This is a genomic window from Schaalia sp. ORNL0103, assembly GCF_019429565.1.
GTDB lineage: Bacteria > Actinomycetota > Actinomycetes > Actinomycetales > Actinomycetaceae > Pauljensenia.
In genome coordinates, this window is record NZ_JAHXSA010000002.1 from 227,864 (window position 1) to 251,034 (window position 23,171).

A 23,171-nucleotide genomic window follows, 5' to 3' on the forward strand; every position below is an offset into this window, starting at 1 on the left:
AAGGGAGATACATGACGACGCCCCCGCTGATCGCCGCCCTGACCGGGCAACGCGGGCCCACCCCCGTGTGGTTCATGCGTCAGGCCGGACGCTCCCTGCCTGAGTACCGCGAGCTGCGCGCCGACGTCGGCCTGCCCATGCTCGAGGCCTGCCTGCGCCCCGACGTGGCCGCCGAGGCAACGGTGCAGCCCGTGCGGCGCCACGGCGTGGACGCGGGCATCTTCTTTTCGGATATCATGGTCCCCCTGCGCCTGGCCGGGGTGGGTGTCGAGATTGAGCCAGGTGTCGGCCCCGTCCTCGATCATCCCTATCGCACGCGCGAGAGTATCGACGAGCTGCTGAGTCATCGTTACGGGGAGGGGTCCTGGACCGATTCCACCGGGCGTACGCGCGACTGCGCCGAGGGTGCCCAGTCCGTGCGCGACGGCGTCGCAACGGCGGTGCGCGAGCTCGGCTCCACGCCGCTCATCGGATTCGGCGGAGCCCCCTTCACCCTGGCCGCGTACATGGTCGAGGGGCGTCCCTCGCGCGATCACATGGCCGCGCGGTCGCTCGCGGCGTCGGACCCTGGCGCGTGGGATGCTCTCATGACCTGGTGTGCGCGTGTGAGCGCCGACTTTATCACCGCTCAGATCGAGGCCGGTGCCAGCGCCGCGCAGCTCTTCGACTCGTGGGTGGGGTCCCTCTCGCCTCGTACCTATCGGGAATCCGTCGCGCCGTATTCGCGCATGGTTGCGCAGCGCGTCGCCGGCGCCGTCAGCCCGGTGACCGGCGAGCGCGCTCCGCTCATCCACTTCGGGACGGGCAGCGCTCCGATCCTGGCCGACATGGCCGAGGTCGGTGCCGACTGCGTGGGCGTGGACTGGAAGACGGACCTGTCGTGGGCCATCGCGCAGGTGCCCGGAAAGGCCGTGCAGGGGAATTTGGACCCCGCGCTGCTTCAGGCCCCGTGGCACGTTATCGAACAGGCTGTTCGAGATATTCTCGACGCTGGTCGCTCCGCCCCTGGGCACGTCTTCAACCTCGGACACGGCGTGCCACCCACGACCGACCCGGACGTGCTGACGCGCATCGTGGAGCTGGTGCACGAGCTGGGCGACGAACGATGAACCCCCTGGAGGCCATCCCCACCCACCCAGGAGCGGTCGTCGTCGGCGGAGGTATCGCCGGCCTCGTGAGCGCGTGGGAACTGGCCCGCGCGGGCGTGCGTCCCCTCCTGATTGAGGCGCGCGGCTACCTGGGCGGCCTCATCGCCCGTGGCACGGTCGGCGGAGCGAACGTGGACCTGGGCGCGGAGACATACGTCGTGCGCGGCACCGACACCTCCTCGATCGTGGAGGCCCTGGGGCTGACCTCGGTCGAGCCCGCCGGATCGGGCGCCCGCCTCTACGCCCCCGCCCTGCGCGGCGGCTGGGAGCTGCGCCCCTTCCTGCGCGACTCGTTCCTGGGAATCCCGGCCCACCCGGACGCGCCTGACTGTGCTCATGTACTCGGCGAGGCCGGGGTGCGCCGCGCCCTCGAGGATCGCTCGATGGGCGGCGGCATCGGCATGGACGAGGCCGGGGAGACTCTGGCAGGTTTCGTGGCCGCGCGCATGGGGGAGGCCGTGCTGGAGCGCTCGGTGCGGCCGATCATCGCGGGCATTTACACTGCCGACCCCTCCGTGCTGGCAACCGACACGGTTGCCCCCGGCCTGCGCGCCGAGACTGCCCGTCACGGATCCCTGGCCGCTGCGGTTGCGGCGCGCCTGGCCGCTGCCGGATCGCGCCGCACCCCCGAAGCCTGTGTCGAGGGCGGTATGTTCGTCCTCGTCGACGCGCTGAGGGCCGCCATCGAAGAGGCCGGGGGAACCGTCCTGACCCGCACGGGCGCGTTCTCACTGAGGCGCACGGCCTCGGGATGGACCCTCGAGTGCGGGCCGACGAAGCCCGGGCCCACCCCCGGAGCTGAACCCGTGCCGAGTGGGCCGGGCGTGAACGTGACGACGGAGCGCCTCGTCCTCGCCTGCAGCGCCAGCGCCGCCCTGCGCCTGTTGACGCAGGCGCGCATCCCCGGCCTCGTGCCCGATGTGAGCGTTCCCGAGGGTGCGCCCATCGCGCGCCTCACCCTGGCCGTTCACGCCCCCGAGCTGGACGACGCGCCCATCTCCCAGGGCCTCCTGGTCGCGCCCGCCCCTGCCGACGAGCGGCCGGTGGCGGCCAAGGCGCTGTCCCACCTGAACGTCAAGTGGCCCTGGCTCGCCGACCAACTCCCGCCCCACACGCACCTGCTGCGCCTGTCCTACGGGCGCCTCGGAGAGGCCGAACCCGCCGTCACCGTCGAGGGGGCCCTGCGCGACATCCGCACGCTCACCGGCGTCACCATCGCCGCCGAGGCCGTCACCGACCACCTGCTCGCCCGCTGGAACGGCACGCTCCCGCCCCTGCCGCCCGAGTATCGCAGCCGCGTCGCCGCTCTCGAGGAACAGGTGCGTCCCCTGGGGGGCGTGGCGCTCACGGGCGCCTGGGTCGCAGGAACCGGCATCGCCTCCGTTGTCACACACGCCCGCGCGGGCGCGAAAGGACTGATATGACCACGCGGACATTTGTGCTGGGGACCAGGGGATCGCGCCTGGCGCTCGCCCAATCCACCACCGTCGCGCGGGCGATCGAAGAGGCCGGGGCTCGCCTCGGCGAGGACGTGCGCGTCAATCTGGAGGTCGTGCGCACCCACGGTGACGTGTCTGCGGCACCCCTGGCCGCGCTCGGAGGCGTTGGCGTGTTCGCCGCTCAGCTGCGGCTCGCTCTCCTTGGGGGAGAGTGCGACCTGGCCGTCCACTCCTTCAAAGACTTGCCCACCGCCCCCACGCCGGGCCTGCGCATCGCGGCCGTCCCGCAGCGCGAAGACCCCCGCGACGCCCTGTGCGCGGCCGACGGGGCGACGCTGTCGTCGCTGCCCGCGGGCGCGCTCGTCGGCACGGGCTCGCCCAGGCGCGCCGCCCAGGTGCTCGCCGCGCGCCCCGACCTGCGCGTCTGCGACCTGCGCGGCAACGTCCCCACGAGGCTCTCGCGCGTGCGCGGCATTGACCTGGGCGCCGACGCGGGCACCGCGCCCTCCGCCCTCGGCACGGGCGAGCGTCTCGACGCGGTCGTCCTCGCCCTCGCCGGGCTGCGGCGCATCGGCCTCGACGCCCACGCCACCGACGTGCTCGACCCCACCGTCATGATGCCCGCCCCCTCGCAGGGAGCTCTCGCCATCGAAACGCGCGACGAGGACGACCCCCTCCTGCGCGCCCTCCTGAGCACCCTCAACAATCGGCCGACCGCGCTCGCGGCCAGCGCCGAGCGGGCCGTCCTCTCCGCCCTGGGTGCGGGGTGCGCGGCTCCCGTGGGTGCGTTCGCCCGCGTGGACGAGGCCTCCTCGGCCCTCCTGCTCGACGCGCGCGTGATGAGCGTCGACGGGCGTGAGCGGGTCGAGGCGAGTGGCGCGCTCGAGCTCACGGACTCGGTTGGTCGCGGCGAGGCCGCCCGCCTCGGCGAGGACGTGGCGCGTCAGCTGCTCGCGTGTGGCGCCGCCGAGGTCACCGACCTGGGGGCGACGAAAGCGCCGAGGCAATCCTCGTGAACGAGCCCCACGTGAGCGCACCCTCAGTGAATGCGCACTTGACCGCGCGGCGGATCCTCCTGACCCGCGCCAAGCCCGACGACGCCATTGCGCGCGCCCTGCGGACGGCCGGGGCGCGGGTGGATGCTCTCGCCCTCACGGTCTCGACGCCGCTGGATTCCGCGCAGCTCGACGCGGCGCGCGCCCGGCTCGCTGACGGCGGATACGCGTGGGTCGTGTTCTCCTCCTGGAGGGCCGCGCGGGCGGTTGCGGACACCCTGCCGCGGGCATGTTCGCGCGGCACGCGCATCGCCGCTGTCGGTGAGACCACGGCCCGATGGATCAGCGACCACGCGGGGGTCAGCGCCGACCTGACCGGGGCCGGATCCGCCGTCGCGCTGCTCGAGTGCTTCCCTGCCGCGGCCTCCGGTGCGCGCCCGGTCCTCATCCCCCGCTCGGCGGCAGCGCCCGATACCCTGCCGGATGGGCTGAGCTCCCTCGGCTGGAGCGTCGAGGCCGTCGACGCCTACACGACCACCCCCGCCGACGCCGCCGATATTGACGCCGATATCGCGGGGAATTTCCGCGCGGGGCACTACGACGCGGCGGTCCTCACCGCCTCATCCCAGGCGCGCGCCCTCCCCCTGCTCCTCGGGCCGCCGCCCCCCTCAACTCGGGTCGTGACCATCGGCGCGCCCACCGCAGCCACCGCCAGGCGGCAGGGGATCGCGGTCGCGGCCAAAGCCTCGTCCCCCACACCCGATGCCATCGTCCGCGCCCTTATCGACGCCCTCGACCGCCCCGCCCAAGCCGACGCACCTGAAGAAAGAGACTCATGACCACCGTCCCCGAATCCGTTACCTCCTACCTCGCCGAGGCCGGGGTGGACTCCTCCCCGATCCCGACGATCCGCCCGCGCCGCCTGCGCTCGACCCCCGCGATGCGCGCCCTCGTGCGCGAAACCCACGTCGACCCCGCCAAGCTCATCTGGCCCGTCTTCGTGTGCGACGACATCGATGAACCCCGTGAAATCGCCGCAGTGCCCGGCCAGTACCAGCACACGATCGACTCGCTGCGCCGGGCCGCAGCCGAGGCTGCCGAAGCGGGCGTGGGTGCCATCGACCTGTTCGGCGTGCCCGGCCGCCGCGACGCGATCGGCTCCCAGGCGTGGGCGGAGGATGGGATCCTCAACCGCGGCCTCGCCGCCGTGCGCGCCGAGGTCGGCGACGCCCTCGTCGTGTGCGCGGACACCTGCCTGGACGAGTTCACCGACCACGGGCACTGCGGACTCCTCGATTCCGAAGGCGGCGTCGACAACGACGCGACCCTGCCGCTCTACCAGGCGATGGCGATTTCCCAGGCGCGCGCGGGCGCACACATGGTCTCGCCCTCGGGCATGATGGACGGCCAGGTCGCCGCGATCCGCGCCGCCCTCGACCAGGCGGGACACGCGGACGTTGCCATCCTCGCCTACTCCGCGAAGTACGCGTCCGCCTACTTCGGGCCCTTCCGCGAGGCCGTGGGTTCCACGCTCAAGGGTGATCGTCGCACCTACCAGCAGGACCCCGCGAACCGACGCGAGGGCCTTTTCGAGGCGCTGCTCGATGCGGCCGAGGGCGCCGACATGCTCATGGTTAAGCCCGCCGGCCCCTACCTGGACGTGCTGGCCGACGTGGCCGCCGCCTCCGACATTCCCGTCGCCGCCTACCAGGTGTCCGGCGAGTACGCGATGGTCGAGGCTGCCGCCGCCAACGGGTGGATTGACCGCACCCGCGTTATCGACGAATCCCTGACCGGCATCTTCCGGGCGGGAGCCGACTCCGTCCTCACCTACTGGGCTCTCGAAGTAGCCCGCCGGGCCCGCTGAGCGCGCATACCATACCAACAATCCGTTTTTCTTCTGTGAAGGTAGCCGTGACCACTAACGAAACCGCATTTTCCCAAGCAAAAGCCGTCATCCCCGGCGGCGTCGACTCGCCCGTGCGCGCCTTCGGCGGCGTCGGCGGCACCCCGCGCTTCATCGCGAGCGCGAGTGGCGCGCGCGTCACCGACGTCGAGGGACGTTCCTATGTGGACCTTGTTGGCTCGTGGGGCCCGGCGCTGCTTGGCCACGCACACCCCGAGGTGGTGGCAGCCGTCCAGGAGGCGGCCTCGCGTGGCCTGTCCTTCGGTGCACCCACCGAAACTGAGACGCTGCTGGCCAGCGCCGTGCGCGAGCGCGTGCCCTTCGCGCAGCGCGTCCGCTTCGTGTCCACGGGCACCGAGGCGACGATGACGGCGATCCGCCTGGCGCGCGGCGCCACCGGGCGTGACCTCATCGTGAAATTCGCCGGCAATTACCACGGCCATTCCGACGGCCTGCTCGCTGCCGCCGGGTCGGGCGTCGCCACCGGCGGCCTGCCCGGGTCGGCCGGCGTCCCCGAGGCCATCACCGCCCAGACGATCGTCCTGCCCTACAACGATGTCGATGCCCTGCGCGCGTGCTTCGAGCAGGCGGGTAGCAGTATTGCCGCCGTCATCTTCGAGGGCGCCCCCGCCAACATGGGCACGGTCCCGCCCCACCCCGGGTGGAACCGCGAGATCCGCCGCCTGTGCACCGCGCACGGCGCGCTCATGATCCTCGACGAGGTCCTCACCGGCTTCCGCGTTGACCCCGCCGGCTGGTGGGGCCTCGAGGCCGTGGCCGGGTGGGTCGACGGCGCGCCCTCGGTCCGCTACAGCGCCGGTTTTGTTGACGTGTCCTGCGTGGAGGGCGCCGACTGGGTGCCCGACCTGGTGACCTTCGGCAAGGTCGTGGGCGGCGGTATGCCCCTGGCGGCCGTTGCTGGGCGTGCGGACGTCATGGACCTGCTGGCCCCCCTGGGCCCCGTCTACCAGGCGGGCACGCTCTCGGGCAATCCCCTGGCCACGGTCGCCGGCCTGCGCACCCTCGAACTCGCTGATCAGGGTGTGTACGACCGCGTGAACGCCTCCGCGCAGGAGATCAGCACGATCGTGTCGGACGCGCTCAGCGCTGCCGGCGTCGCGCACCGCGTCCAGCGCACGGGATCCCTGTTCTCCGTCATGTTCGGCGAGGCCGCGGCCTCCTCGGGCGTGTACGACTACGACCAGGCGCGCGCCCAGGAGGCGTGGCGCTACGCCCCCTTCTTCCACTCGTTCCTGTCCTCGGGTGTGGCCCTGCCGCCCTCGGTGTACGAGGGGTGGTTCGTGTCCGGCGCTCACGGCGAGGCGGAGCTGGAAGCCATCGCCGCCGCGGCTCCGGCCGCCGCGCAGGCCGCCGCTGCGGCTCAGCCGGAGTGATCGACTGCGTCGCGGCGACCGTGCCGTGAACGGCTGAGGGGTGGGGATCCCGGTGGGTCCCCACCCCTCGTCTTTTCCGTTGGCGGGTGGATTGCGCGTGCTGCTCGGTGGTGGTTGCTGGCGTCAGTGAGTTTGTTATGGGTAATTCCGTTTGGTGAATGTGGGGTCTGGGTCAAAGCAGAATGTTGCTTTTCCTGGGTTGGGGGTGAACCAGACGATGTCTGAGTGGGCTTCCTTGAGGGTGAAGGTGCCGACCCCCTCGATGGTCGTAGATTCTCCTAGGCGGAGTTGTGGGGAGTGAGCGAAGTTGTCGATTTCATTCCCCCTCTGTGCAGCTAGGCCGAAGTCGCCAGTTTCTACTCCCATGTTGATCTCACCTCCAGCAATGAAATCGACCGGTGCTCCGTCTGATAAATGCCCTAACAGTTCTGGTGGTTTGTTGGGATAACCTCCTACCAAGTATTTGTCGTCGCAGGAAATGAGGGTGCCTGTTTGGAATCGTTTCCAGGGCCAGGCGTAGGCGATGTGAGCGTAGGTCCAGGGGATGACGAAGGCCAGGACGAGGACGGCCACGACGATGGCGCGAATGCGTGCGGGTCTGTTGCTCATGGGTTTGGTTCCGTGGTGATGGGCGGTGTCATCCGTGAGTTTGTTATGGGAAGTCACGGAAGGTGAATGTGGGGTCTGGGTCAAAGCAGAAGGTTGCTTTTCCTGGGTTGGGGGTGAACCAGACGATGTCGGAGTGGGCTTCTTTCAGGGTGAAGGTGCCGACCCCCTCGACGGTGATGCTGTCACCCCGGTGTAGGTCTTTGGCCTGGCCGATTAAGTCGTAGTGGTCATAACCGGTGAGTGCTGACAAGCCGAAGGAGCCGAGTTGGCGTCCCATGGAGACTTTTCCTGTTATGCCAACGAAAACGAGGCGCCCATCGGAGAGTGTTCCCAATTTCATGGATCGTTGCTTGTCGTATTGGGTGAGGTAGTACTTGCCGGTGCAGGCGTCGCCCTCGGTTTTTTCTTTCCAGTCCCAGGAGTAGGCGATGTGTGCGTAGGTCCAGGGGACGACGAACGCCAGGATGAGGACGGCCACGACGATGGTGCGGACGCCTGCGGGTCTGCGTGTGCGTGCAGGTGTGGTGCTCATGGTTGTGCTTCTGTGTTGAAGGTTGTCAGCGTCGCTGCGTTCGTTACGGGTAGCTCTGTTTGGTGAATGTGGGGTCTGGGTCAAAGCAGAATGTTGCTTTCCCTGGGTTCGGGGTGAACCAGACGATGTCTGAATGGGCTTCCTTGAGGGTGAAGGTGCCGACCCCGTCAATGGTGGCGCTGTCGCCGCGGTGAAGATTTCTAGCGCTTCCGAGGGTGTCGGAGTGGTCGTTGTCGTCGAATGCTGACACACCGAAGGAGCCGATCTGGCGTCCCATGGAGACTTCTCCGGAGATGCCGACCAAAACGACGCGTCCATCGGAGAGCGTTCCCAGTTCTAAGGATCGTTGCTTGTCGTATGGGGTGAGGTAGTACTTGCCGGTGCAGGCGTCGTCTGTGGATTGTTCTTTCCAGTCCCAGGAGTAGGCGATGTGTGCGTAGGTCCAGGGGATGGCGAACGCCAGGACGAGGACGGCCACGACGAGGGCGCGGATGCGTGCGCGTGTGCGTGTGGGTCTGTTGCTCATGGGTGTGCTTCTGTGGTGGTTGCTGGCGTCAGTGGCCTTGTTGTGCGAAGTTGTTCAATGTGAATGTGGGGTCTGGGTTGAAGCAGAACAGTGCTTTTCCTGGGTTGGGGGTGAACCAGACGATGTCTGAGTGGGCTTCCTTGAGGGTGAAGGTACCGACCCCTTCGATGGTGGCGCTGTCGCCCCGATGGAGGCCTTTTGCCTGGCCGAGTGGGGCAGATCTATCAGTGTCCGTACTGACGGACAATCCGAAAGAGGCGATTTCGCGTCCCATGGAAACTTCTCCTGTGCTGCCCATGTAAACCGTACGTCCATCAGAAAGGGTGCCCAGGGAAATGGTTCGCTCCTTATCGTATTGGGTGACGTAGTACTTGCCGGTGCAGGCGTCGCCCTCGGTTTTTTCTTTCCAGGGCCAGGAGTAAGCGATGTGCGCGTAGGTCCAGGGGATGACGAACGCCAGGACGAGGACGGCCACGACGACGGCTCGGATGAGTGCGGGTGTGCGTGTGCGTGCGGGTCTGATGCTCATGGGATGAACCCCACGGTCACATCGCCATAGTTGGCGTAGAACTCTTCCCAGCTGATCGTGAAGGTTGCTCCCGTTCTGCCGCCACTGCCACCGCTGCGATTGTTGTGGCCCCATGGGTTGATGAGAGTCACGCCGTTCTCATCCGCTGCGGCCACCGTGTAGACGTGGCTGGAAGCGATCTTGATATTCTCTTGGTTGCCGTCGGCTGTAACCTGTGCATCTCCGGCGAAGAGGCTGGATTCGGCGACGACTGGATGCCCCGAGTTAATCGCCGCAATGGTCTTATCTTTAATGATTCCACGATAGGCACTAACGTTCACGAGAGGGATCCCCGGAATGCCGGAGATTTTCTGCATGGTGATTGCTGAGAAGCTCGCCGACGCTCCTGCGTGGGGGAACATGCTCTTCGTTCCTCCATCGTGGGACTGAATGAAGGCTTTCTCGAAGACGGAAGCGAGATCCGCCTTGGGCGTTCTCCCGGCTGTGTCGCCATACAGCATGACGTCCTGGACGAATACGCGCTTTTCGTTTCTCCCGTATCCCGGGAAATCCACGAAGTACCCGTCGATCTTTCCTTGTGCGTTGTAGTGCGGCGTGACCAGGCTCGCCAGGTATTTGCGGCCCTCCTCGGTCTGGTTATAAGCATTCAGGGTGGACAATAGATGGCAGTCGCCGATGTGGCCCTGATCGATATTAAACAGTGGCTTCGATGGATCCTTCAGGCGCTTGTGGATGTCCTCGAGCTCCTGTTGCGACATCATGCGCGTGTCTCCGAGGTCTACGTCGTCCATTTTTCCATCGCCATCGATGTCGATGTGGTTGTGATCCTCGGGAGTGAAGTAGAGGGCTTCTTTCAAAGAAGCAGCGGTATTGAGGGCCTCGTTTGAGAGCAAGCCCTTTACGATGCTGTACAAAAACCCCAGTTCTGCCAGTTTCTTCTTGTATTCCTCCCAGCGCGCTTTGTTATTGAGGAAGGAGAGTGGCTGAAAGTCATCCCACAGGTCATCTGCCTGCCCCCGGATGGAATCGACCTTCTGCTTCGCTTCTTCGAGCTTGAAGTAGTAATTCTTCAGTGCATCTGCTGCCTGGAGGGTTCCATCGCTCCAGCGGATGAGCTCGGGTAGTTCCTTGTTCTTGCTGTCGATGAAGGCGACTTTGGCCGCACCTTGCCAGTCTGCGAGGGCGATGGTCAATGTGGAGATGTCGTCGTGGAGCGATTTAATGTCTCGTGACCGGTTGCGCATTTCGTTTTGGCACGCCCAGATAGATCCGAGATCGCCAGGAAGCTGAGGAAATAAATATGCGAGTGGTGAATGCATGGCTGCCTCGTTTCTACAGCTTTGAGAAGATCGACTTGAAGGTCTCGGCGATCTCGTCGTCCATGTCCTCGGTAGCCTGCGCTGTGTCGCGCAGCGCGCCTGAGGTCTTGTCGAGCCAATGTTTTGCAGCATCCGAGTGGGTGCGATACATGGTGGTGAAGTAGCCGAGGGCGGAAGAGACAGCGTCGTCGCCGCAGTCGAGGAAAAGGCTTGGCTTCTGAAGTTTGAACTCGGACATGTTGTCAGAGAGCTGGTGTACCGTGTCCGCCGCGGAGCGCACTTTTCCGTGTCCATCTGAAAATCGCTCATGACATCCTCCTTGATGTTGTGCTTAACAGACGGACTTTAGTGGGGGAGAGCACAATATGCAAATCTCGGGTGAAGGGACTATGCGTGTTGCTGTGCTGCCCAGCTGGACATCAGACCGTGGTGCCTCCTGTTGATCCGTTTGGCGTCCGTACTGTGTCCAGGACGTTGCCTCTGGGCCTGCGGTGGCCCCTAGCCTTCGGAGGCTCACTGTTGGGCCTGACCATTGTGAGTTGGTGTCGCGCTGGGCCGCTGTTCCTTGGTGTCCGAGCCTCACTGTTGAACGCCGTGGTGCCCGACGCCGGGGGTGGTGTGGGGGTTTTGCACTACACGAGGTCCTCTGACAGCGTGTCGCCGGCGTGTCGCACCCTCATGTAGTGCAATTCCCCCCGCCCCGCAGGCTGTCTGAGGGGAGTGGCGCCCAAAATGCAGACCACCTCGCCAAAAAACGGTGAAAAAGGACTGTTTTGGGTGAAGTGGTCTGCATTTTGGGCAACTCGGAGGGTAAAAACTGCTCGCGTACACGTCGGCGGGAATGTCGAGGTACTCGCAAACCAACAACAAGCTGAGCGCTCGCACGTAAGCCCCTGTGCATGCGCGTTAACCCCTAGATACGCGCTCAAACCCCTAGACGTGTGTGTGGGCGGTGCTGCACCAACGAGGAAAACAAAGAGCCAAGAAGGCAACGAAAAAGCGTGACACCTTCGTGGTGTCACGCTGGCGGGGGTGGGGCGCGTGTCGTTCACACGCCCCGCATTAGCTCAGGCGCGGGTGCGAGCGATCGAGAGAAGAGCGGGGGAAACGATCAGGGCGGTCAGAGCGATGACGATCGCGAAGACGACCGACGCGACGGAAGCAACCTGAAGGGCAGCGAACACGCCGAGGCCCGCGAGGACAACGATCAGAGCGATGAGAACGGAAGCCGAGGCGGTGGCCTGGGACATGGTGGGGGCGGTTTCAGCCTTGACGATCTGGTTCATGGGGTTCTCCTTATGAGTGTCTTCGCGCGGAAGCACGAAGCGCGCCCCGCACGCCAGCGTGTTTGTGGACCTGTTGGCCCGTGCCGCCCGGGTGGGCGACGGCATCAAAAAAGGGGGCTGACTCGTGGTCGCCCCCCTTGGTGCAGTCACAATTCTACGCGGATTCCACCGCTCGGTCTATACCGCACAAGCACTTGTAAGGCATGGCACAGGCATCGTAAAAAGCTGTTAAAGCTCTGTTTTATCAACGAAAAAGGCATGCGTGAAGATCAGTGGAAAACATGTCAGTTCGTGCAAGTGTGCCCGAGTGGGGACTCCACCCGGGCACACAGTGTCACTCGGCTCGTGCCACATTCATAGCTTGGAGGCCCTTTGGTCCTTCAATCGCCTCATATTCGACCTTCTCGCCCTCTAGAAGAGTGCGGCGCCCAGATTGGCCGATGATGTTTGAATAGTGCACGAAGACGTCGCCGGATTCGTCATCAGGAGTGATGAATCCGAAGCCTTTGGCGTCGTTGAACCACTTGATGGTCCCGGTAGCCATGGGCCCTCCTTCGTGTTCGCCCCAACGCTGGGGCACCGTTCGGCCCCGTCTGCGGAGTCGACATGGTCCCGTTGCCCCTGCCCGGCATCGATGCCCCCCGGACTGGGCGTGCGGAATCACAGTTATACGGTACCGCACTCGCGGCGAAAATGTGGCTGACCTGCACAATCGTGACGAAGAAGTTTTCCGCGTGACGACGCTACTTAACTCCACTCAGTCGAACCGGAACGATCGCCTGCACGTCCTCTCCCTCGAAGGCGACGTTGCCGATCGCCACGTCTACGCCGAACACGCTCGCGAGGGTGTCCGCGTTCATGACGGAGGACGCCGGACCCACCACGGCCTCGTGAGTGGAGGAGAAGAGCGCGACCTGGTCCGCGACGCGCAGGGCGTGCGCCGGGTAGTGCGTGTTCATGATGACGGCGAGGCCTCGGTCCCGCACAAGGCGCTCGAGGAGTCCCAGGACGATGAGCTGGTTGCGGAAATCGAGGCCGGTCTCCGGCTCGTCGAGCACGAGGATGCGCGGGTCGGCGACGAGGGCGCGGGCGATGAGGATCATCTGGAACTGGCCGCCCGACATGGTCGCGCAGGGCATCTCGGCCAGGTGGGAGGCGCCCACCTCGTCGAGGACGTCGCGAGCCATGCGTTCCTCGCGCGCTCCGGGCTGTGCGAGGGTGCGCATGTGCGGGGCTCGCCCGACCATCACCATCTCGAGGCCGGTGAGCGCCACGTTCGATGCGTTGCGGGCCTGCGGCACGTAGGACAGGACGCGGCCCAGTGCGCGGGTTGACATCGACGAAATGGGGGTGCCGTCGATGAGTGTGTGCCCGCTGTCCCACTTCTGCAGGCCGATCATGGTGCGCAGCAGCGTCGTCTTGCCGGCGCCGTTGGGCCCTAGGATGGCCAGGAGTGAGCGCTCGGGCACCTCGAAGGACACGTTTGTCAGGATTGGGGAGGGGGCGCCCGGGTATGTGAAGGTCGCGTTTTCGACGCTGATCATCGCGCTCCTCCCGTCCGGCGCAGCAGCACGATAAAGAAGGGGGCGCCGATGATGGCCGTCAGGATCGAAATGGGAATTTCCGAGGCCGACAGGGATCGTGCGAGCGTGTCGATGACGATCATGAGTGCCGACCCGAGCAGCAGCGACACGGGGATGACCGCGCGGTTGTTCTGTCCGCACAGCATGCGCGCGCAGTGCGGCACGAGCAGGCCGACCCAGCCGACCTGGCCGCACATCGAAATGACCGAGGCCGTGATGACCGTCGACGCGACGATGAGGATCGCGCGCATGAGGGAGACGTTGACGCCGGCTGAGCGGGCCTCGTCCTCCGAGAGGGAGAGGATGTTGAGCTGCCAGCGCAGCGCCACGATGACGACGACGCCGGCAATGATGAACGGGGCGCCCAGCGCGATCTGGTGGTAGGTGACCGCGGCGAGGGAACCCATGAGCCAGTAGGTGATCTCCGGGAGCTGGCTCGTGGGGTCGGCGGTGAGCTTGAGGAGTGAGAGGACCGCGTTTGCCAGGGCGGAGACGATGACGCCGCCGAGCACGAGCGTGATGACATTGAAAGAACCCGTGCGTGTGCGTGAAATCGCCGTCGTGAAAGCCATCGTCGCCAGGCCCGCGACGAGCGCCGCGGCCTGCACGCCGATCAGGTTCCAGTCCAGCAACAGGGCGATGACCGCGCCGACGCACGTGCCCGCCGCGACGCCCAGGGTGTCCGGTGTGGCCAGGGGATTGGAGAAGAGCGACTGGAACGAGGCGCCGGCAACCGACAGGCCCCCGCCGATCAGGATCGCCACGATGATGCGCGGCGCTCGCAGGTCAAACACGACCGAGTTGACGCGTGGGGGCACCGCCGGGCCTCCCCAGAACCGCGCGCGCAGCGCCGCGACCACGTCCTCCAGGGACACGGAAAAACGGCCGATCAGCATGGCTGCCGCCGCGCACACGACGATGAGGGCGATCAGCGTGGGGACCACCCACACGCGCAGTCGCCCGTTCCTGGTCAGTACAGACTTCATGATGTCCTCTCCCCGACGCGCGCCGGGAGTAAAGCGCAAAAGGGACCCCGGCCTCGTTGATAGGGGAGACGAGGCCGGGGCCAGGTGTCAGGACGCGGAGTCCGGGTTGATGATGCGCTGAGCCTGCTCGTCCGTGAGCGTGAAGTTGTACATCTTCTGGTAGTAGTCCTTCGTCATCGACACCAGGTCAACGTCGGAGAACTGCTCCGGGTACAGGGAGGCTCCGATCCAGTTCGCCACGATCGGGGAATCCGGGTTGGGGGTGAACCAGTTCCACATGCCCAGGCCGGTGGAGTAGACGCGGCCGGACTTCACGGAGCTGAGGGTGGACAGGTCCACGCCCTCGACCGAGTTCGTCAGGACGGTGTTCGCCGTCATGTTCGACATGCCCTTGCCGGTGACGAGGAGGACCTGGGGGTCCCATGTGAGGACCTGCTCGAAGGTGACGGGCGTGTGCGAGGTGTCGGTGTCGCGCGTGACGTTCGTGTAGTTCAGCGAGTCGGCCCATTCGTTCGTGAACCAGCCGTCCTTGCCGCCCGCGACTGCGAGCTGGCCGTCGGCCGCGCCCATGAGCACCATCGTCGAGACCTTCTGGTCCTCGGGAACCTTCGCGGTGCGCGCGCGGGCGTCGGCGACGAGGTCCTTGCCGAGCGCGATCTTGTCGGCCATGTGGCCGTCCTCGTTGAAGACGTCCTCGAGGAGCTCCATCCACTCCGCGTAGGTCTCCGAGGGGTTGCCCAGTGTCGTGAAGCCGACGGCCGGGATGCCGGCCTTGCGGAACATTTCGCCGTGTTCCTTGTTGAAGGCGTTGTAGAAGACGACGTCGACGTTCAGGTTCAGGAGGGCCTCGGCGTTGAGCTCGCCCTTGTCGTAGTAGCTGGTGTCAACCTGCATCATTTCGGGCGCCATCTCGGCGGCGATCGTCTGGCTCATGGCCTTGACGCGTGCGGCGCTCATGCCCACCAGGTAGGGGGCCTTGCCGTCGAAGTAGGCCAGGTAGGTGGATTCGATCGGGATCTGGTCGATGGCGACGCGGGTGATCTTCTCGGGCAGGACGACCTCGTTGCCCGCGTGGTCGGTGATCGTGCGCGTCGACGAGGTCGAGGCCTCCTGGGTGGTCTGCTCCGACTGGCTGGTGGCGGAGCCGGAGCCGCCTGCGCAGGCGGTGAGGGCAAGGGTGGCGGTGGCCAGGATTGCGGTCAGGGTGGCGAGGCGGGTTTTCATTGGGTCCTCTCGTGTTTTTGGGATTATGAGGGAGATGCTACACAAAATTAGGTGTTCCTCACAAGGGTGAGTGCGGCATTATGACACGGTGTTTTTTCCTTGGGTCGTGTAGAGGTTTTCGCGGTGTCGATGTGCGTGTTTCTCGGACGCAGATGAGCATGCTCGTTTTTATCCTGACGTCGTTAGGTGGATGTGCGTGGAAGGAGCATCATGGCTGCGGAGCTCGATCTGGAGCGTGCCCTCGTCATTGGGGTCGCCTCGAGTGCCCTGTTTGACCTGGAGGAGTCCGACGCGGTGTTCCGCGAGCAGGGGGAAGAACGGTATCGGGAGTATCAGCGTGAACATCTCGATGACGTGCTCGAACCGGGTGTCGCGTTCCCCTTTATTCGCCGCCTCCTCGACCTGAACGACCTGTCGGATCGGGAGCGCCTGGTGGAGGTCGTTATCCTCTCGCGCAATGACCCGGAGACCGGGATGCGGGTGATGCGTTCCGTCGCGAGTCACGGTTTGGACATCACGCGCGCGATCTTCATGCAGGGCCGCTCCCCGTATCGCTTCATGAGGCCGCTGCGCATGTCCCTCTTCCTCTCCGCGAACGAGGCCGACGTGCGTGAGGCGATCAGCCTGGGTTTCGCGGCGGGCCACGTCGTCGGGCGTGCCGTGCCGGACGATGGGGATACGGATCTGCGCATTGCTTTCGACTTCGACGGCGTGCTTGCCGATGATTCTGCCGAGCGCGTGTTCCAGAGTGGGGGTCTGGAGGAGTATCAGGAGAATGAGAGTGCCCTGGCAGAGGTGCCTCTCGACCGTGGGCCGATGGCTGATTTTCTGGAGAAGATCAACCGGATTCAGGGGATAGAGGACTCGAAAAGTGTGGATGATCCGCAGGGGTATCGGCGCCGGGTCCGCGTCGCGGTCGTGACGGCTCGTAGCGCCCCCGCCCATGAGCGTGCGATTAACTCGATCCGACAGTGGGGCCTGCGCGTTAACGATGCCTTCTTCCTGGGCGGCCTCCCGAAGGGCCCCATGCTGGAGGTGCTCCAGCCCCACATCTTCTTCGACGATCAGCGCCGCCACGTGGAAGGCGCTGCCCTCTCCACCCCGAGCGTCCACATCCCCTTCGGAGAAATCAATAGGGAGTAGGTGTTGGGGCGTGTGTCGATCGCTCATAGCTTATCCTGCTGTGCTGCGATCCCGGCCTGGCGGTCGCAGATGTGGGCGGGGCCTGGGAGACTAGGCACATGAGCACATCCGCGCGCGATGCCCGCCGCCTCACTCCCGTTGAGGTGGCGACCGCTGGCGCGCTCTCGGGCCTGGCCGTCACCTTCGGCCTCATCGCCGCGGTCACCCCCGTCTTCCAACTCTTCTTCCAGGTCGCCACGGCTGTCCCCCTCGCAATGGTCTCCCTCAAGCTGCGACCCCGAGCCGCAGTCGCAGCCTTCGCCTCGACGATCCTCCTCGCCATCGCCGTCGGCGGCGTCGCCACCGCCGGCCGCTCCTTCCAGGCGGCCCTCGTCGGCCTCATCATCGGCTTCCTCCATAAGAAGCGCGCCTCCTGGCTGCCCGTCTGCGGCGTCGCCGCTGGCCTCGGCGTCATCTGGGGCGTCGGCACGGGCGTCGCATTCTGGGTCCTGTCCGACCTGCGCACCCTCGGCCTTGAGAGCATCCAAAAGACCCTCAATGGCTTCCTCAAGCTGATTGGAAACATCCCTCACTCCGGCGGCTTCGTCGACGCAGGGCATCAGCTCGGCCAATGGTTTGTCGACTGGTGGTGGATCTGGATCCCCGTCACCCGCTTTATTGGCGTGGCCTTCCTGGTCCTCGCCGCACGGTGGCTCCTCGGCGCCATCCTCAGCCGCATCTCCCTGGACGCGGGCTGGGACCCGCTCCTGGCTGCGACCGCCCGCTCGGCGGACCCGCGTGAGGGAGCCGAGGCCTCGTCCCCCCTGCCCCTCACCCTCACCGACGTCGACTTCACCTACCCGGGCGCTGACCACCCCGCCCTGAGCGGTGTCACCCTGAGCTTCGAGCAGCCTGAATTCACGGTCATCGTCGGGCATAACGGCTCGGGCAAGTCCACCCTCGCCCTCCTCCTCGCGGGCGCCGAACCCGGCTCTGGCGTGCGTGAGGGCGGTGGTGTCCTCGGAGCTGTCGGCGGGACCGCGCTCGTGGGACAGCGCTCCGAACTCCTTGTTCTCGGACAGAGTGTCGCCGAAGACGTCACTTGGGGCATGAGCGCCGAGCAAATCGACGACCTCGACCTCGAGGAGCTGCTCGAGCGAGTCGGCCTCGCCGGCCTCACGGATGCTGACCCTCGCTCGCTCTCCGGTGGGCAGCTTCAGCGCCTCGCGCTCGCGGGTGCCCTTGCGCGCTCCCCGCGCCTGCTCATCTCCGACGAATCCACCGCGATGATCGACCGGGCCGGCCGCGCCGAGATGCTCGACCTCCTCGCCTCCCTGCCCGCGCGCGGCATCGCCGTCGTCCACATCACCCACGACCCCACCGAAAGCGCGCGCGCCGACCGCGTCGTCACGATTCGTAGCGGGCGCATCGTCTCCGATCGACGCGCGGGGGAGGGTGCTCGCCTCATCGATGAGGCTGGGGATCCTTCCGCTTCCGCCGCCACCGGTACGTCGACTGTGTCTTCTGTGGCGGGCGCGCCTGCGCTCATTAACGCCGCCCATCTGTGGGCTGACCGCGTCGCCCACACCTACGACCTCGGCACCCCCTGGGAGAAGCCGGTCCTGCGCGACGTCAGCCTCATCCTCGACCCCGGCCAGGCAATGCTTATCACCGGGGACAACGGATCGGGAAAGACGACGCTCTCGCGCGTCCTCACCGGCCTCCTCGTTCCCACCTGGGGGCGGGTTACCCTCGGCGGGCGTCCCATGGAGCGCTGCGTCGGCGACGTTGCCCTCTCCATGCAATTCGCGCGCCTCCAGCTCCAGCGCCCCTCCGTGCGCTCCGACATCCTCGCCGCCGCCGGTCATGGGCCGCGCATCGGCACCGGATCTGTGCATCGCAAGGGTGCCATCAGCCGTGAGGAAGGCGACCGTATCGTCGCCGAGGCCATGGAACTCGTCGGCCTCGACCCGGCCCTGGCGACGCGCGGCATCGACGACCTCTCCGGCGGGCAGATGCGCCGCGTCGCCCTCGCTGGACTGCTTGCCTCCCACCCGAGCGTCCTCATCCTCGACGAGCCCATGGCTGGCCTCGACGCAGCCTCGCGCGACCTGCTCATCTCCGTGCTGGACGAGCGCCGGCGCGCCGGCCTGTCCATCCTCGTCATCTCCCACGACCTCGAAGGTATGGACTCCCTGTGCGACACCCACGGACGCCTCGCAGAGGGGGGGCTCTCATGATGGAACCGCACTCCGCTTGCGGGGCGACCGGCCCCGGCGGCGGCGCCAGCGAGGGCCGATTCTCGAGGACCCCACCCGGCCTCGGCGAAGGGCCCCCGCGCCCGAAGCCTCGGCGAAGCGCGGGCTTCCCCCTGCCTCGTCCCCTGCCCTGGTCGACGCCGCTGTCGCGTGCCTGGCCCGGGACCCTTATTGCATGCTGGACCGTGCTCACCACCAGTGTGATCCTGTCGCCGCGCTGGTCGACGCTCGCGATCGTGGGAGGCCTCCTCCTCGTTGCCTCGCTGGTCGTTCGTCTCCCCCTCAGCGTCGCACCGCGTCCGCCCATGTGGTTCGTCTCTGGTTTTATCGGGGGCTGTGTTGGCGCCTGGCTGGGGGATGGCCTCGAGCTCTTCCTGCGAGTCTCCACCCTGGCACTCGTCGTCCTGTGGGGGTCCGGACTCATTGCGTGGGTGACGCCGACCGCCTCGCTCGCGGCCGCTCTGCGTTTCTTCCTGAGGCCCCTGCGGCTCTTGGGTGCGCCGGTCGATCAGTGGTCGCTCGTCATGGCCTCCGCCCTGCGAGGCCTGCCGATGCTGCGAGACCAGGCGCAGGCGGTGCTCGATACTGCCAAGCTGCGTCTCGGTCAGGATATGGCCACGCTGTCGATGCGCGGGTACGCGCGCCTGAGTGTCGACGTCATTACTGCGATCCTGTCGGCCACGTCCCGCGGTGCGGCCGAAACCGGGCGCGCCATGTCCATGCGCGGGGCCATTGCGGCTCAGGATGGCGCGACTCGTGGGGCGCACGTGCGGCTCGGATGGATCGATGCCGCTGTGATCGCTGTGAGCCTGTTGGGTGTCGCTGGCATCGTTGCGTGCAGGTTGATGCCGTAGTGTGCCGGTCGTGTCTTTCGTTGGAATAGTGCTGTTTAATCCAGGTTGTACGGGGTCTTGTGCCCTGGGTCATATAGCGCTGATTTGACGCGGGGGGTGTGATGCCCCTATTCTTTCTGGGTACGCGCGAGTGGCGGAATAGGCAGACGCGCACGGTTCAGGTCCGTGTTCCAGTGATGGAGTGGGGGTTCAACTCCCCCCTCGCGCACGATGAAACCGCAGATCCTTTCAGGATCTGCGGTTTTTGTTTTCCCTGGTTGTGGCTGCGGTGTCGTCGCTCCTGTTTTCTCGTTTTGCTTGTGGCCCCACGGGTGTTCCGGGGGCCGCGTGTGCTTTGTGGGGTTATAGGACACTAGGTGTTGCTGGTGGCGTGACTTTTTGGCTTTCTGGTGCGGGAAAGTCGGTGTTTTAGTTGGTTGGGACCAACTATGAGGATGGACAAATCGTGTTGCTGGGAGGGTGACTTTTCGGCTTTGCTGCGCGGGAAAGTAGCTTTTTTAGTTGGTCGTGTTTGCCTCGTTTCTGTGAATACTGCATCGTGCCCTGTGTGTGGTTGCCCCATGATCCGTCACGGTAGGACTTCATCAGGTCGTCAGCGGTGGCGGTGTAAACCCTGCAAAATCACGACGTTGAACGAAATAGACTCCACGGCCAAGTAGCGTCCCGCATAGTGGTGTAACCGTGTGGTGGTCGGCTCGTTTGATATGGGTGCGGTCACCGTGTGATCCTTCGAGAAAGCTCTCTACTTCTGACTCGAAACGATTTGGAGGCACAACGATGACCGCTCCTCATATTATCGACCCTGCTGGCATGCTTGGCGAGGCGTTGTCCCAGGCATCCCCGGATTTGATGCGTTCCTTGCTCCAGCACGTGATCAACGCGTTGTTATCAGCGGACGCTGATGCGGTGTGCGGGGCCCAGTGGGGTCAACAAGATCCGCAGCGCCAGGCCCAGCGCAATGGGTATCGCCACCGGCCCTTGGACACCAGGGTCGGCACCATTGACGTGGCGATCCCCAAGCTGCGCTCAGGCACCTACTTTCCAGAATGGTTGCTGCAACGGCGCAAACGCTCCGAAAGCGCCTTGATCACAGTGGTCGCTGACTGCTACCTAGCAGGAGTGTCTACACGCCGTATGGACAAGCTCGTCAAAACCCTGGGGATCACAGGACTGTCCAAGTCCCAGGTCTCACGCATGGCAACAGACCTAGACGAACACGTCGATCAGTTCCGCAACCGCCCCCTCCACGATGCCGGGCCTTTCACCTTCGTCGCCGCTGACGCGCTCACCATGAAAGTGCGCGAAGGAGGACGCGTCGTCTCGTGCGCGGTCCTGGTTGCCACCGGAGTCAACAATGACGGACACCGAGAAGTGCTGGGGGTACGCGTATCTACCAGTGAGACCGCTCCAGCCTGGAACGAGTTCTTCTCTGACCTGGTCGCCCGGGGCCTGACCGGCGTGCGCCTGGTGACCAGTGACGCCCATCTGGGCCTGGTTGAAGCCATCGCCGCCAACCTGCCCGGAGCCACCTGGCAACGATGCCGCACCCACTACGCCGCTAATCTCATGTCGGTCACCCCCAAAGCACTATGGCCCGCCGTCAAAGCGATGCTGCACTCGGTGTACGACCAACCCGACGCCGCATCGGTCAACGCACAATACGACCGGCTCTTGGACTACGTCCACGACAAGCTCCCCGCCGTGTGTGATCACCTCGATCAAGCCAGGGCAGACGTCCTCGCGTTCGCCTCCTTCCCCACCGGGGTATGGACCCAGATCTGGTCCAACAACCCCAATGAACGCCTCAACCGCGAAATCCGCCGACGCACCGACACCGTGGGAATCTTCCCCAACCGCCACGCAATCATCCGCCTCGTCGGAGCCGTCCTCGCCGAACAAAACGACGAATGGGCCGAAGGCCGACGCTACCTCAGCCTCGACATCCTCACCAAATCACGACTCACACCACAACCCACCCAACAGGAGGACACCCCACTCCAACTCAGCGCATAACCCAACCCGAAGGACACAAAACGATTACACCACTCCACAGGACTTGACCCACGGCCAAGCATCTTGATGAGTTCTTGGCCTGGCTGCTCAGTCGGCGCCGTCAGGCGGATTTGCCTGGCGGGGGACGCTCGTTTCGCAGGCGCTGTGAGCCATTGTGGCAGTTATGGCCGTTTAGCCCGATCGTCGATGAGGTTCATGACGTCATCTTCGTTGACGGTATCCACCTGGGCCGAGGTGCCGTGGTTCTCATCGCTCAAACTCCCGATTGCGTGCTGGGTTGGTACGCGGCTAGGAGCGAGAATTCGCGTGCCTGGGAAGCACTCATGAGCCGCATCGCGCCACCGGCCCTGGTCGTCACTGACGGGGGCAGTGGGTTCGCGAAAGCCTGCAAGAGAATCTGGCCGACCACGCGCATCCAACGCTGCACCTTCCATGCGTATTGCCGTATTCGCCAAGCCACTACAACGCGCCCCAAACTGGCGGCCTCACAAGGTTTATACGCTCTTGGGCAACAACTCTTGCACGTGGAGGGCCGAGAAGAAGCTCAGGAATGGATCGGTGCCTACCAGGACTGGTGCACGCGCTGGAAGGACTTCTTGGAGGAGAAAACACGCAGGCCTGACGGAGGATGGGAATACACCCACGAGAGGCTTGTTCGGGCTCGTAACAGTCTCAACAAGCTCATCAGGCAAGGCCTGTTGTTCACGTACCTGGACCCCACCTGGGATCAGCCGATGCCTGCAACAACCAACCAGATCGAAAGCACGAACGCGCGCCTACGCCAGATGCTGCGCGATCACCGTGGCATGCGCCTGACTCGACGCATGAAAGCCGTGTTTTGGTGGTGCTACACCCACTCTGCGCACCCACAGCCAGCAGCCCGCATCCTCGCCACCATGCCCACCGACGCAGACCTCGAAAACGCCTGGTATAACGCCAGCCAAACCCACCAAGCCACCGCCATTATCCCCGGCTGGGGCGACGCAATTTGCTGGAACGAACTCCACCACACCACCCCCTACCACAACACCTGGGACTAACCCCAGCAACACGAAATGTCCTATAACCCGCTTTGTGAGGCCGGGCCGCTGTGTGTGCCGGTGGGCGGCGGCTCGCCTCATTGATGGTGTTGCTTGTGGCCCCACGGGTGTTTCGGGCGCCGGAGGGCCCGGCCGCCCGCGAGGCTAGGCGACCTCACTTCGTTCGGCGCCGCGCCTCGAAGCCCGCCCGTGCCCTCCGGTCCCTCCGGCGCCCTCCACACCTGTGGGGCTGGGCTGCGCCGTGGGCGGCGGCCCGCCCGCTCGCCGTCCGCGCTGCGAGCCTTCGGCTCGGCGCGTCGGATCGAAGCTCGGCCAGGCCCCGCCGCCGCCCATGGGTGCTGCAGCCTGGCCGTGCCGACCGGGCGGCCTGGTTGCCTGAAACCGTCGTCGCCTTTGTGCGCTCGTATC

The 23,171-nt window shown here is 65.6% G+C and carries 22 protein-coding genes and 1 tRNA gene; 12 read left to right on the plus strand and 11 right to left on the minus strand.

Going from position 1 to position 23,171, the window contains the following annotated elements; genetic code table 11:
• The first annotated feature begins 11 nt into the window (after positions 1-11).
• The 6 genes from hemE to hemL are packed head-to-tail and all read left to right on the plus strand — an operon-like array spanning position 12 to position 6,882.
• Positions 12-1,109 carry a uroporphyrinogen decarboxylase gene (hemE, locus tag JJJ16_RS08210; RefSeq protein ID WP_219752156.1) on the plus strand — a complete coding sequence of 366 codons (1,098 nt, stop codon included), beginning with the start codon at positions 12-14 and terminating at the stop codon, positions 1,107-1,109.
• Positions 1,106-2,572: a protoporphyrinogen/coproporphyrinogen oxidase gene (locus JJJ16_RS08215; protein WP_219752157.1), complete on the plus strand. Its 1,467-nt coding sequence runs from the start codon at positions 1,106-1,108 to the stop codon at positions 2,570-2,572. The genes hemE and JJJ16_RS08215 overlap by 4 nt, the downstream gene beginning before the upstream one ends.
• On the plus strand, positions 2,569-3,603 hold the full coding sequence (hemC, locus tag JJJ16_RS08220) for a hydroxymethylbilane synthase (protein ID WP_219752158.1): 1,035 nt from the start codon (positions 2,569-2,571) through the stop codon (positions 3,601-3,603). Before JJJ16_RS08215 ends, hemC begins: the two co-directional genes overlap by 4 nt.
• An 11-nt stretch (positions 3,604-3,614) precedes the next feature.
• The gene (locus tag JJJ16_RS08225) at positions 3,615-4,421 is read left to right on the plus strand and encodes a uroporphyrinogen-III synthase (RefSeq protein ID WP_318836540.1); all 807 of its coding nucleotides are present in this window, start codon (positions 3,615-3,617) and stop codon (positions 4,419-4,421) included.
• Positions 4,418-5,449 (plus strand): porphobilinogen synthase, encoded by a 1,032-nt coding sequence (hemB, locus tag JJJ16_RS08230; protein ID WP_219752160.1) that lies wholly within the window; start codon positions 4,418-4,420, stop codon positions 5,447-5,449. The genes JJJ16_RS08225 and hemB overlap by 4 nt, the downstream gene beginning before the upstream one ends.
• A 47-nt stretch (positions 5,450-5,496) precedes the next feature.
• Entirely contained in the window at positions 5,497-6,882 is a 1,386-nt protein-coding gene (gene hemL / locus JJJ16_RS08235) for a glutamate-1-semialdehyde 2,1-aminomutase (protein ID WP_219752161.1), read from the plus strand.
• A 135-nt stretch (positions 6,883-7,017) separates the two neighbouring features.
• Here hemL and JJJ16_RS08240 read toward each other — a convergent pair whose 3' ends face one another.
• The 11 genes from JJJ16_RS08240 to JJJ16_RS08290 form a co-directional block, all read right to left on the minus strand.
• Positions 7,018-7,491: a DNA-binding protein gene (locus JJJ16_RS08240; protein ID WP_219752162.1), complete on the minus strand. Its 474-nt coding sequence runs from the start codon at positions 7,489-7,491 to the stop codon at positions 7,018-7,020.
• Between the two features lie 43 nt (positions 7,492-7,534).
• The gene (locus tag JJJ16_RS08245) at positions 7,535-8,023 is read right to left on the minus strand and encodes a DNA-binding protein (RefSeq protein WP_219752163.1); all 489 of its coding nucleotides are present in this window, start codon (positions 8,021-8,023) and stop codon (positions 7,535-7,537) included.
• Positions 8,024-8,066: 43 nt separating this feature from the next.
• The gene (locus JJJ16_RS08250; RefSeq protein ID WP_219752164.1) at positions 8,067-8,549 is read right to left on the minus strand and encodes a DNA-binding protein; all 483 of its coding nucleotides are present in this window, start codon (positions 8,547-8,549) and stop codon (positions 8,067-8,069) included.
• Positions 8,550-8,577: 28 nt separating this feature from the next.
• On the minus strand, positions 8,578-9,078 hold the full coding sequence (locus JJJ16_RS08255) for a DNA-binding protein (protein WP_219752165.1): 501 nt from the start codon (positions 9,076-9,078) through the stop codon (positions 8,578-8,580).
• The gene (locus JJJ16_RS08260; protein ID WP_219752166.1) at positions 9,075-10,397 is read right to left on the minus strand and encodes a cysteine protease; all 1,323 of its coding nucleotides are present in this window, start codon (positions 10,395-10,397) and stop codon (positions 9,075-9,077) included. The genes JJJ16_RS08255 and JJJ16_RS08260 overlap by 4 nt, the downstream gene beginning before the upstream one ends.
• Positions 10,398-10,410: 13 nt before the next feature.
• Complete coding sequence (locus JJJ16_RS08265) at positions 10,411-10,635, minus strand: protein HldE (protein ID WP_219752167.1); 225 nt, start codon at positions 10,633-10,635, stop codon at positions 10,411-10,413.
• Positions 10,636-11,464: 829 nt separating this feature from the next.
• Positions 11,465-11,683 (minus strand): hypothetical protein, encoded by a 219-nt coding sequence (locus JJJ16_RS08270; RefSeq protein WP_034465337.1) that lies wholly within the window; start codon positions 11,681-11,683, stop codon positions 11,465-11,467.
• 334 nt (positions 11,684-12,017) lie between these two features.
• The gene (locus JJJ16_RS08275) at positions 12,018-12,227 is read right to left on the minus strand and encodes a cold-shock protein (RefSeq protein ID WP_003791482.1); all 210 of its coding nucleotides are present in this window, start codon (positions 12,225-12,227) and stop codon (positions 12,018-12,020) included.
• Positions 12,228-12,426: 199 nt separating this feature from the next.
• Positions 12,427-13,227, minus strand: a complete 801-nt coding sequence (locus JJJ16_RS08280) for an ABC transporter ATP-binding protein (RefSeq protein WP_219752168.1) — start codon at positions 13,225-13,227, stop codon at positions 12,427-12,429.
• Entirely contained in the window at positions 13,224-14,252 is a 1,029-nt protein-coding gene (locus JJJ16_RS08285) for a FecCD family ABC transporter permease (protein WP_219752169.1), read from the minus strand. Before JJJ16_RS08285 ends, JJJ16_RS08280 begins: the two co-directional genes overlap by 4 nt.
• 87 nt (positions 14,253-14,339) lie before the next feature.
• Positions 14,340-15,476 (minus strand): ABC transporter substrate-binding protein, encoded by a 1,137-nt coding sequence (locus JJJ16_RS08290; RefSeq protein WP_219752170.1) that lies wholly within the window; start codon positions 15,474-15,476, stop codon positions 14,340-14,342.
• Between the two features lie 210 nt (positions 15,477-15,686).
• Here JJJ16_RS08290 and JJJ16_RS08295 point away from each other — a divergent pair, with 210 nt between their 5' ends.
• The 6 genes from JJJ16_RS08295 (at position 15,687) to JJJ16_RS08320 (ending at position 22,763) form a co-directional block, all read left to right on the plus strand.
• Positions 15,687-16,619, plus strand: coding sequence for a 5'-nucleotidase (locus JJJ16_RS08295; protein ID WP_219752171.1), 933 nt, complete (start codon positions 15,687-15,689; stop codon positions 16,617-16,619).
• Positions 16,620-16,717: 98 nt separating this feature from the next.
• Positions 16,718-18,838, plus strand: coding sequence for a DUF2232 domain-containing protein (locus tag JJJ16_RS08300; protein ID WP_219752172.1), 2,121 nt, complete (start codon positions 16,718-16,720; stop codon positions 18,836-18,838).
• Positions 18,835-19,710, plus strand: coding sequence for an energy-coupling factor transporter transmembrane component T family protein (locus JJJ16_RS08305; protein ID WP_219752173.1), 876 nt, complete (start codon positions 18,835-18,837; stop codon positions 19,708-19,710). Before JJJ16_RS08300 ends, JJJ16_RS08305 begins: the two co-directional genes overlap by 4 nt.
• 124 nt (positions 19,711-19,834) lie before the next feature.
• Positions 19,835-19,918: transfer RNA gene (locus JJJ16_RS08310), tRNA-Leu, on the plus strand.
• 569 nt (positions 19,919-20,487) lie between these two features.
• Positions 20,488-21,723, plus strand: a complete 1,236-nt coding sequence (locus tag JJJ16_RS08315; protein ID WP_219750904.1) for an IS256 family transposase — start codon at positions 20,488-20,490, stop codon at positions 21,721-21,723.
• A 110-nt stretch (positions 21,724-21,833) separates the two neighbouring features.
• Entirely contained in the window at positions 21,834-22,763 is a 930-nt protein-coding gene (locus JJJ16_RS08320) for an IS1249 family transposase (protein ID WP_264081529.1), read from the plus strand.
• Positions 22,764-23,171: the final 408 nt, after the last annotated feature.

What these genes read in the sequence shown, in the direction of transcription:
- hemE (WP_219752156.1), top strand. Translation starts at nt 12, where the DNA reads ATGACGACGCCCCCGCTGATCGCCGCCCTGACCGGGCAACGCGGGCCC.
- JJJ16_RS08215 (WP_219752157.1), top strand. Translation starts at nt 1,106, where the DNA reads ATGAACCCCCTGGAGGCCATCCCCACCCACCCAGGAGCGGTCGTCGTC.
- hemC (WP_219752158.1), top strand. Translation starts at nt 2,569, where the DNA reads ATGACCACGCGGACATTTGTGCTGGGGACCAGGGGATCGCGCCTGGCG.
- hemB (WP_219752160.1), top strand. Translation starts at nt 4,418, where the DNA reads ATGACCACCGTCCCCGAATCCGTTACCTCCTACCTCGCCGAGGCCGGG.
- JJJ16_RS08240 (WP_219752162.1), bottom strand. Translation starts at nt 7,491, where the DNA reads ATGAGCAACAGACCCGCACGCATTCGCGCCATCGTCGTGGCCGTCCTC.
- JJJ16_RS08245 (WP_219752163.1), bottom strand. Translation starts at nt 8,023, where the DNA reads ATGAGCACCACACCTGCACGCACACGCAGACCCGCAGGCGTCCGCACC.
- JJJ16_RS08250 (WP_219752164.1), bottom strand. Translation starts at nt 8,549, where the DNA reads ATGAGCAACAGACCCACACGCACACGCGCACGCATCCGCGCCCTCGTC.
- JJJ16_RS08255 (WP_219752165.1), bottom strand. Translation starts at nt 9,078, where the DNA reads ATGAGCATCAGACCCGCACGCACACGCACACCCGCACTCATCCGAGCC.
- JJJ16_RS08260 (WP_219752166.1), bottom strand. Translation starts at nt 10,397, where the DNA reads ATGCATTCACCACTCGCATATTTATTTCCTCAGCTTCCTGGCGATCTC.
- JJJ16_RS08265 (WP_219752167.1), bottom strand. Translation starts at nt 10,635, where the DNA reads ATGTCCGAGTTCAAACTTCAGAAGCCAAGCCTTTTCCTCGACTGCGGC.
- JJJ16_RS08270 (WP_034465337.1), bottom strand. Translation starts at nt 11,683, where the DNA reads ATGAACCAGATCGTCAAGGCTGAAACCGCCCCCACCATGTCCCAGGCC.
- JJJ16_RS08275 (WP_003791482.1), bottom strand. Translation starts at nt 12,227, where the DNA reads ATGGCTACCGGGACCATCAAGTGGTTCAACGACGCCAAAGGCTTCGGA.
- JJJ16_RS08280 (WP_219752168.1), bottom strand. Translation starts at nt 13,227, where the DNA reads ATGATCAGCGTCGAAAACGCGACCTTCACATACCCGGGCGCCCCCTCC.
- JJJ16_RS08285 (WP_219752169.1), bottom strand. Translation starts at nt 14,252, where the DNA reads ATGAAGTCTGTACTGACCAGGAACGGGCGACTGCGCGTGTGGGTGGTC.
- JJJ16_RS08290 (WP_219752170.1), bottom strand. Translation starts at nt 15,476, where the DNA reads ATGAAAACCCGCCTCGCCACCCTGACCGCAATCCTGGCCACCGCCACC.
- JJJ16_RS08295 (WP_219752171.1), top strand. Translation starts at nt 15,687, where the DNA reads ATGGCTGCGGAGCTCGATCTGGAGCGTGCCCTCGTCATTGGGGTCGCC.
- JJJ16_RS08300 (WP_219752172.1), top strand. Translation starts at nt 16,718, where the DNA reads ATGAGCACATCCGCGCGCGATGCCCGCCGCCTCACTCCCGTTGAGGTG.
- JJJ16_RS08305 (WP_219752173.1), top strand. Translation starts at nt 18,835, where the DNA reads ATGATGGAACCGCACTCCGCTTGCGGGGCGACCGGCCCCGGCGGCGGC.
- JJJ16_RS08315 (WP_219750904.1), top strand. Translation starts at nt 20,488, where the DNA reads ATGACCGCTCCTCATATTATCGACCCTGCTGGCATGCTTGGCGAGGCG.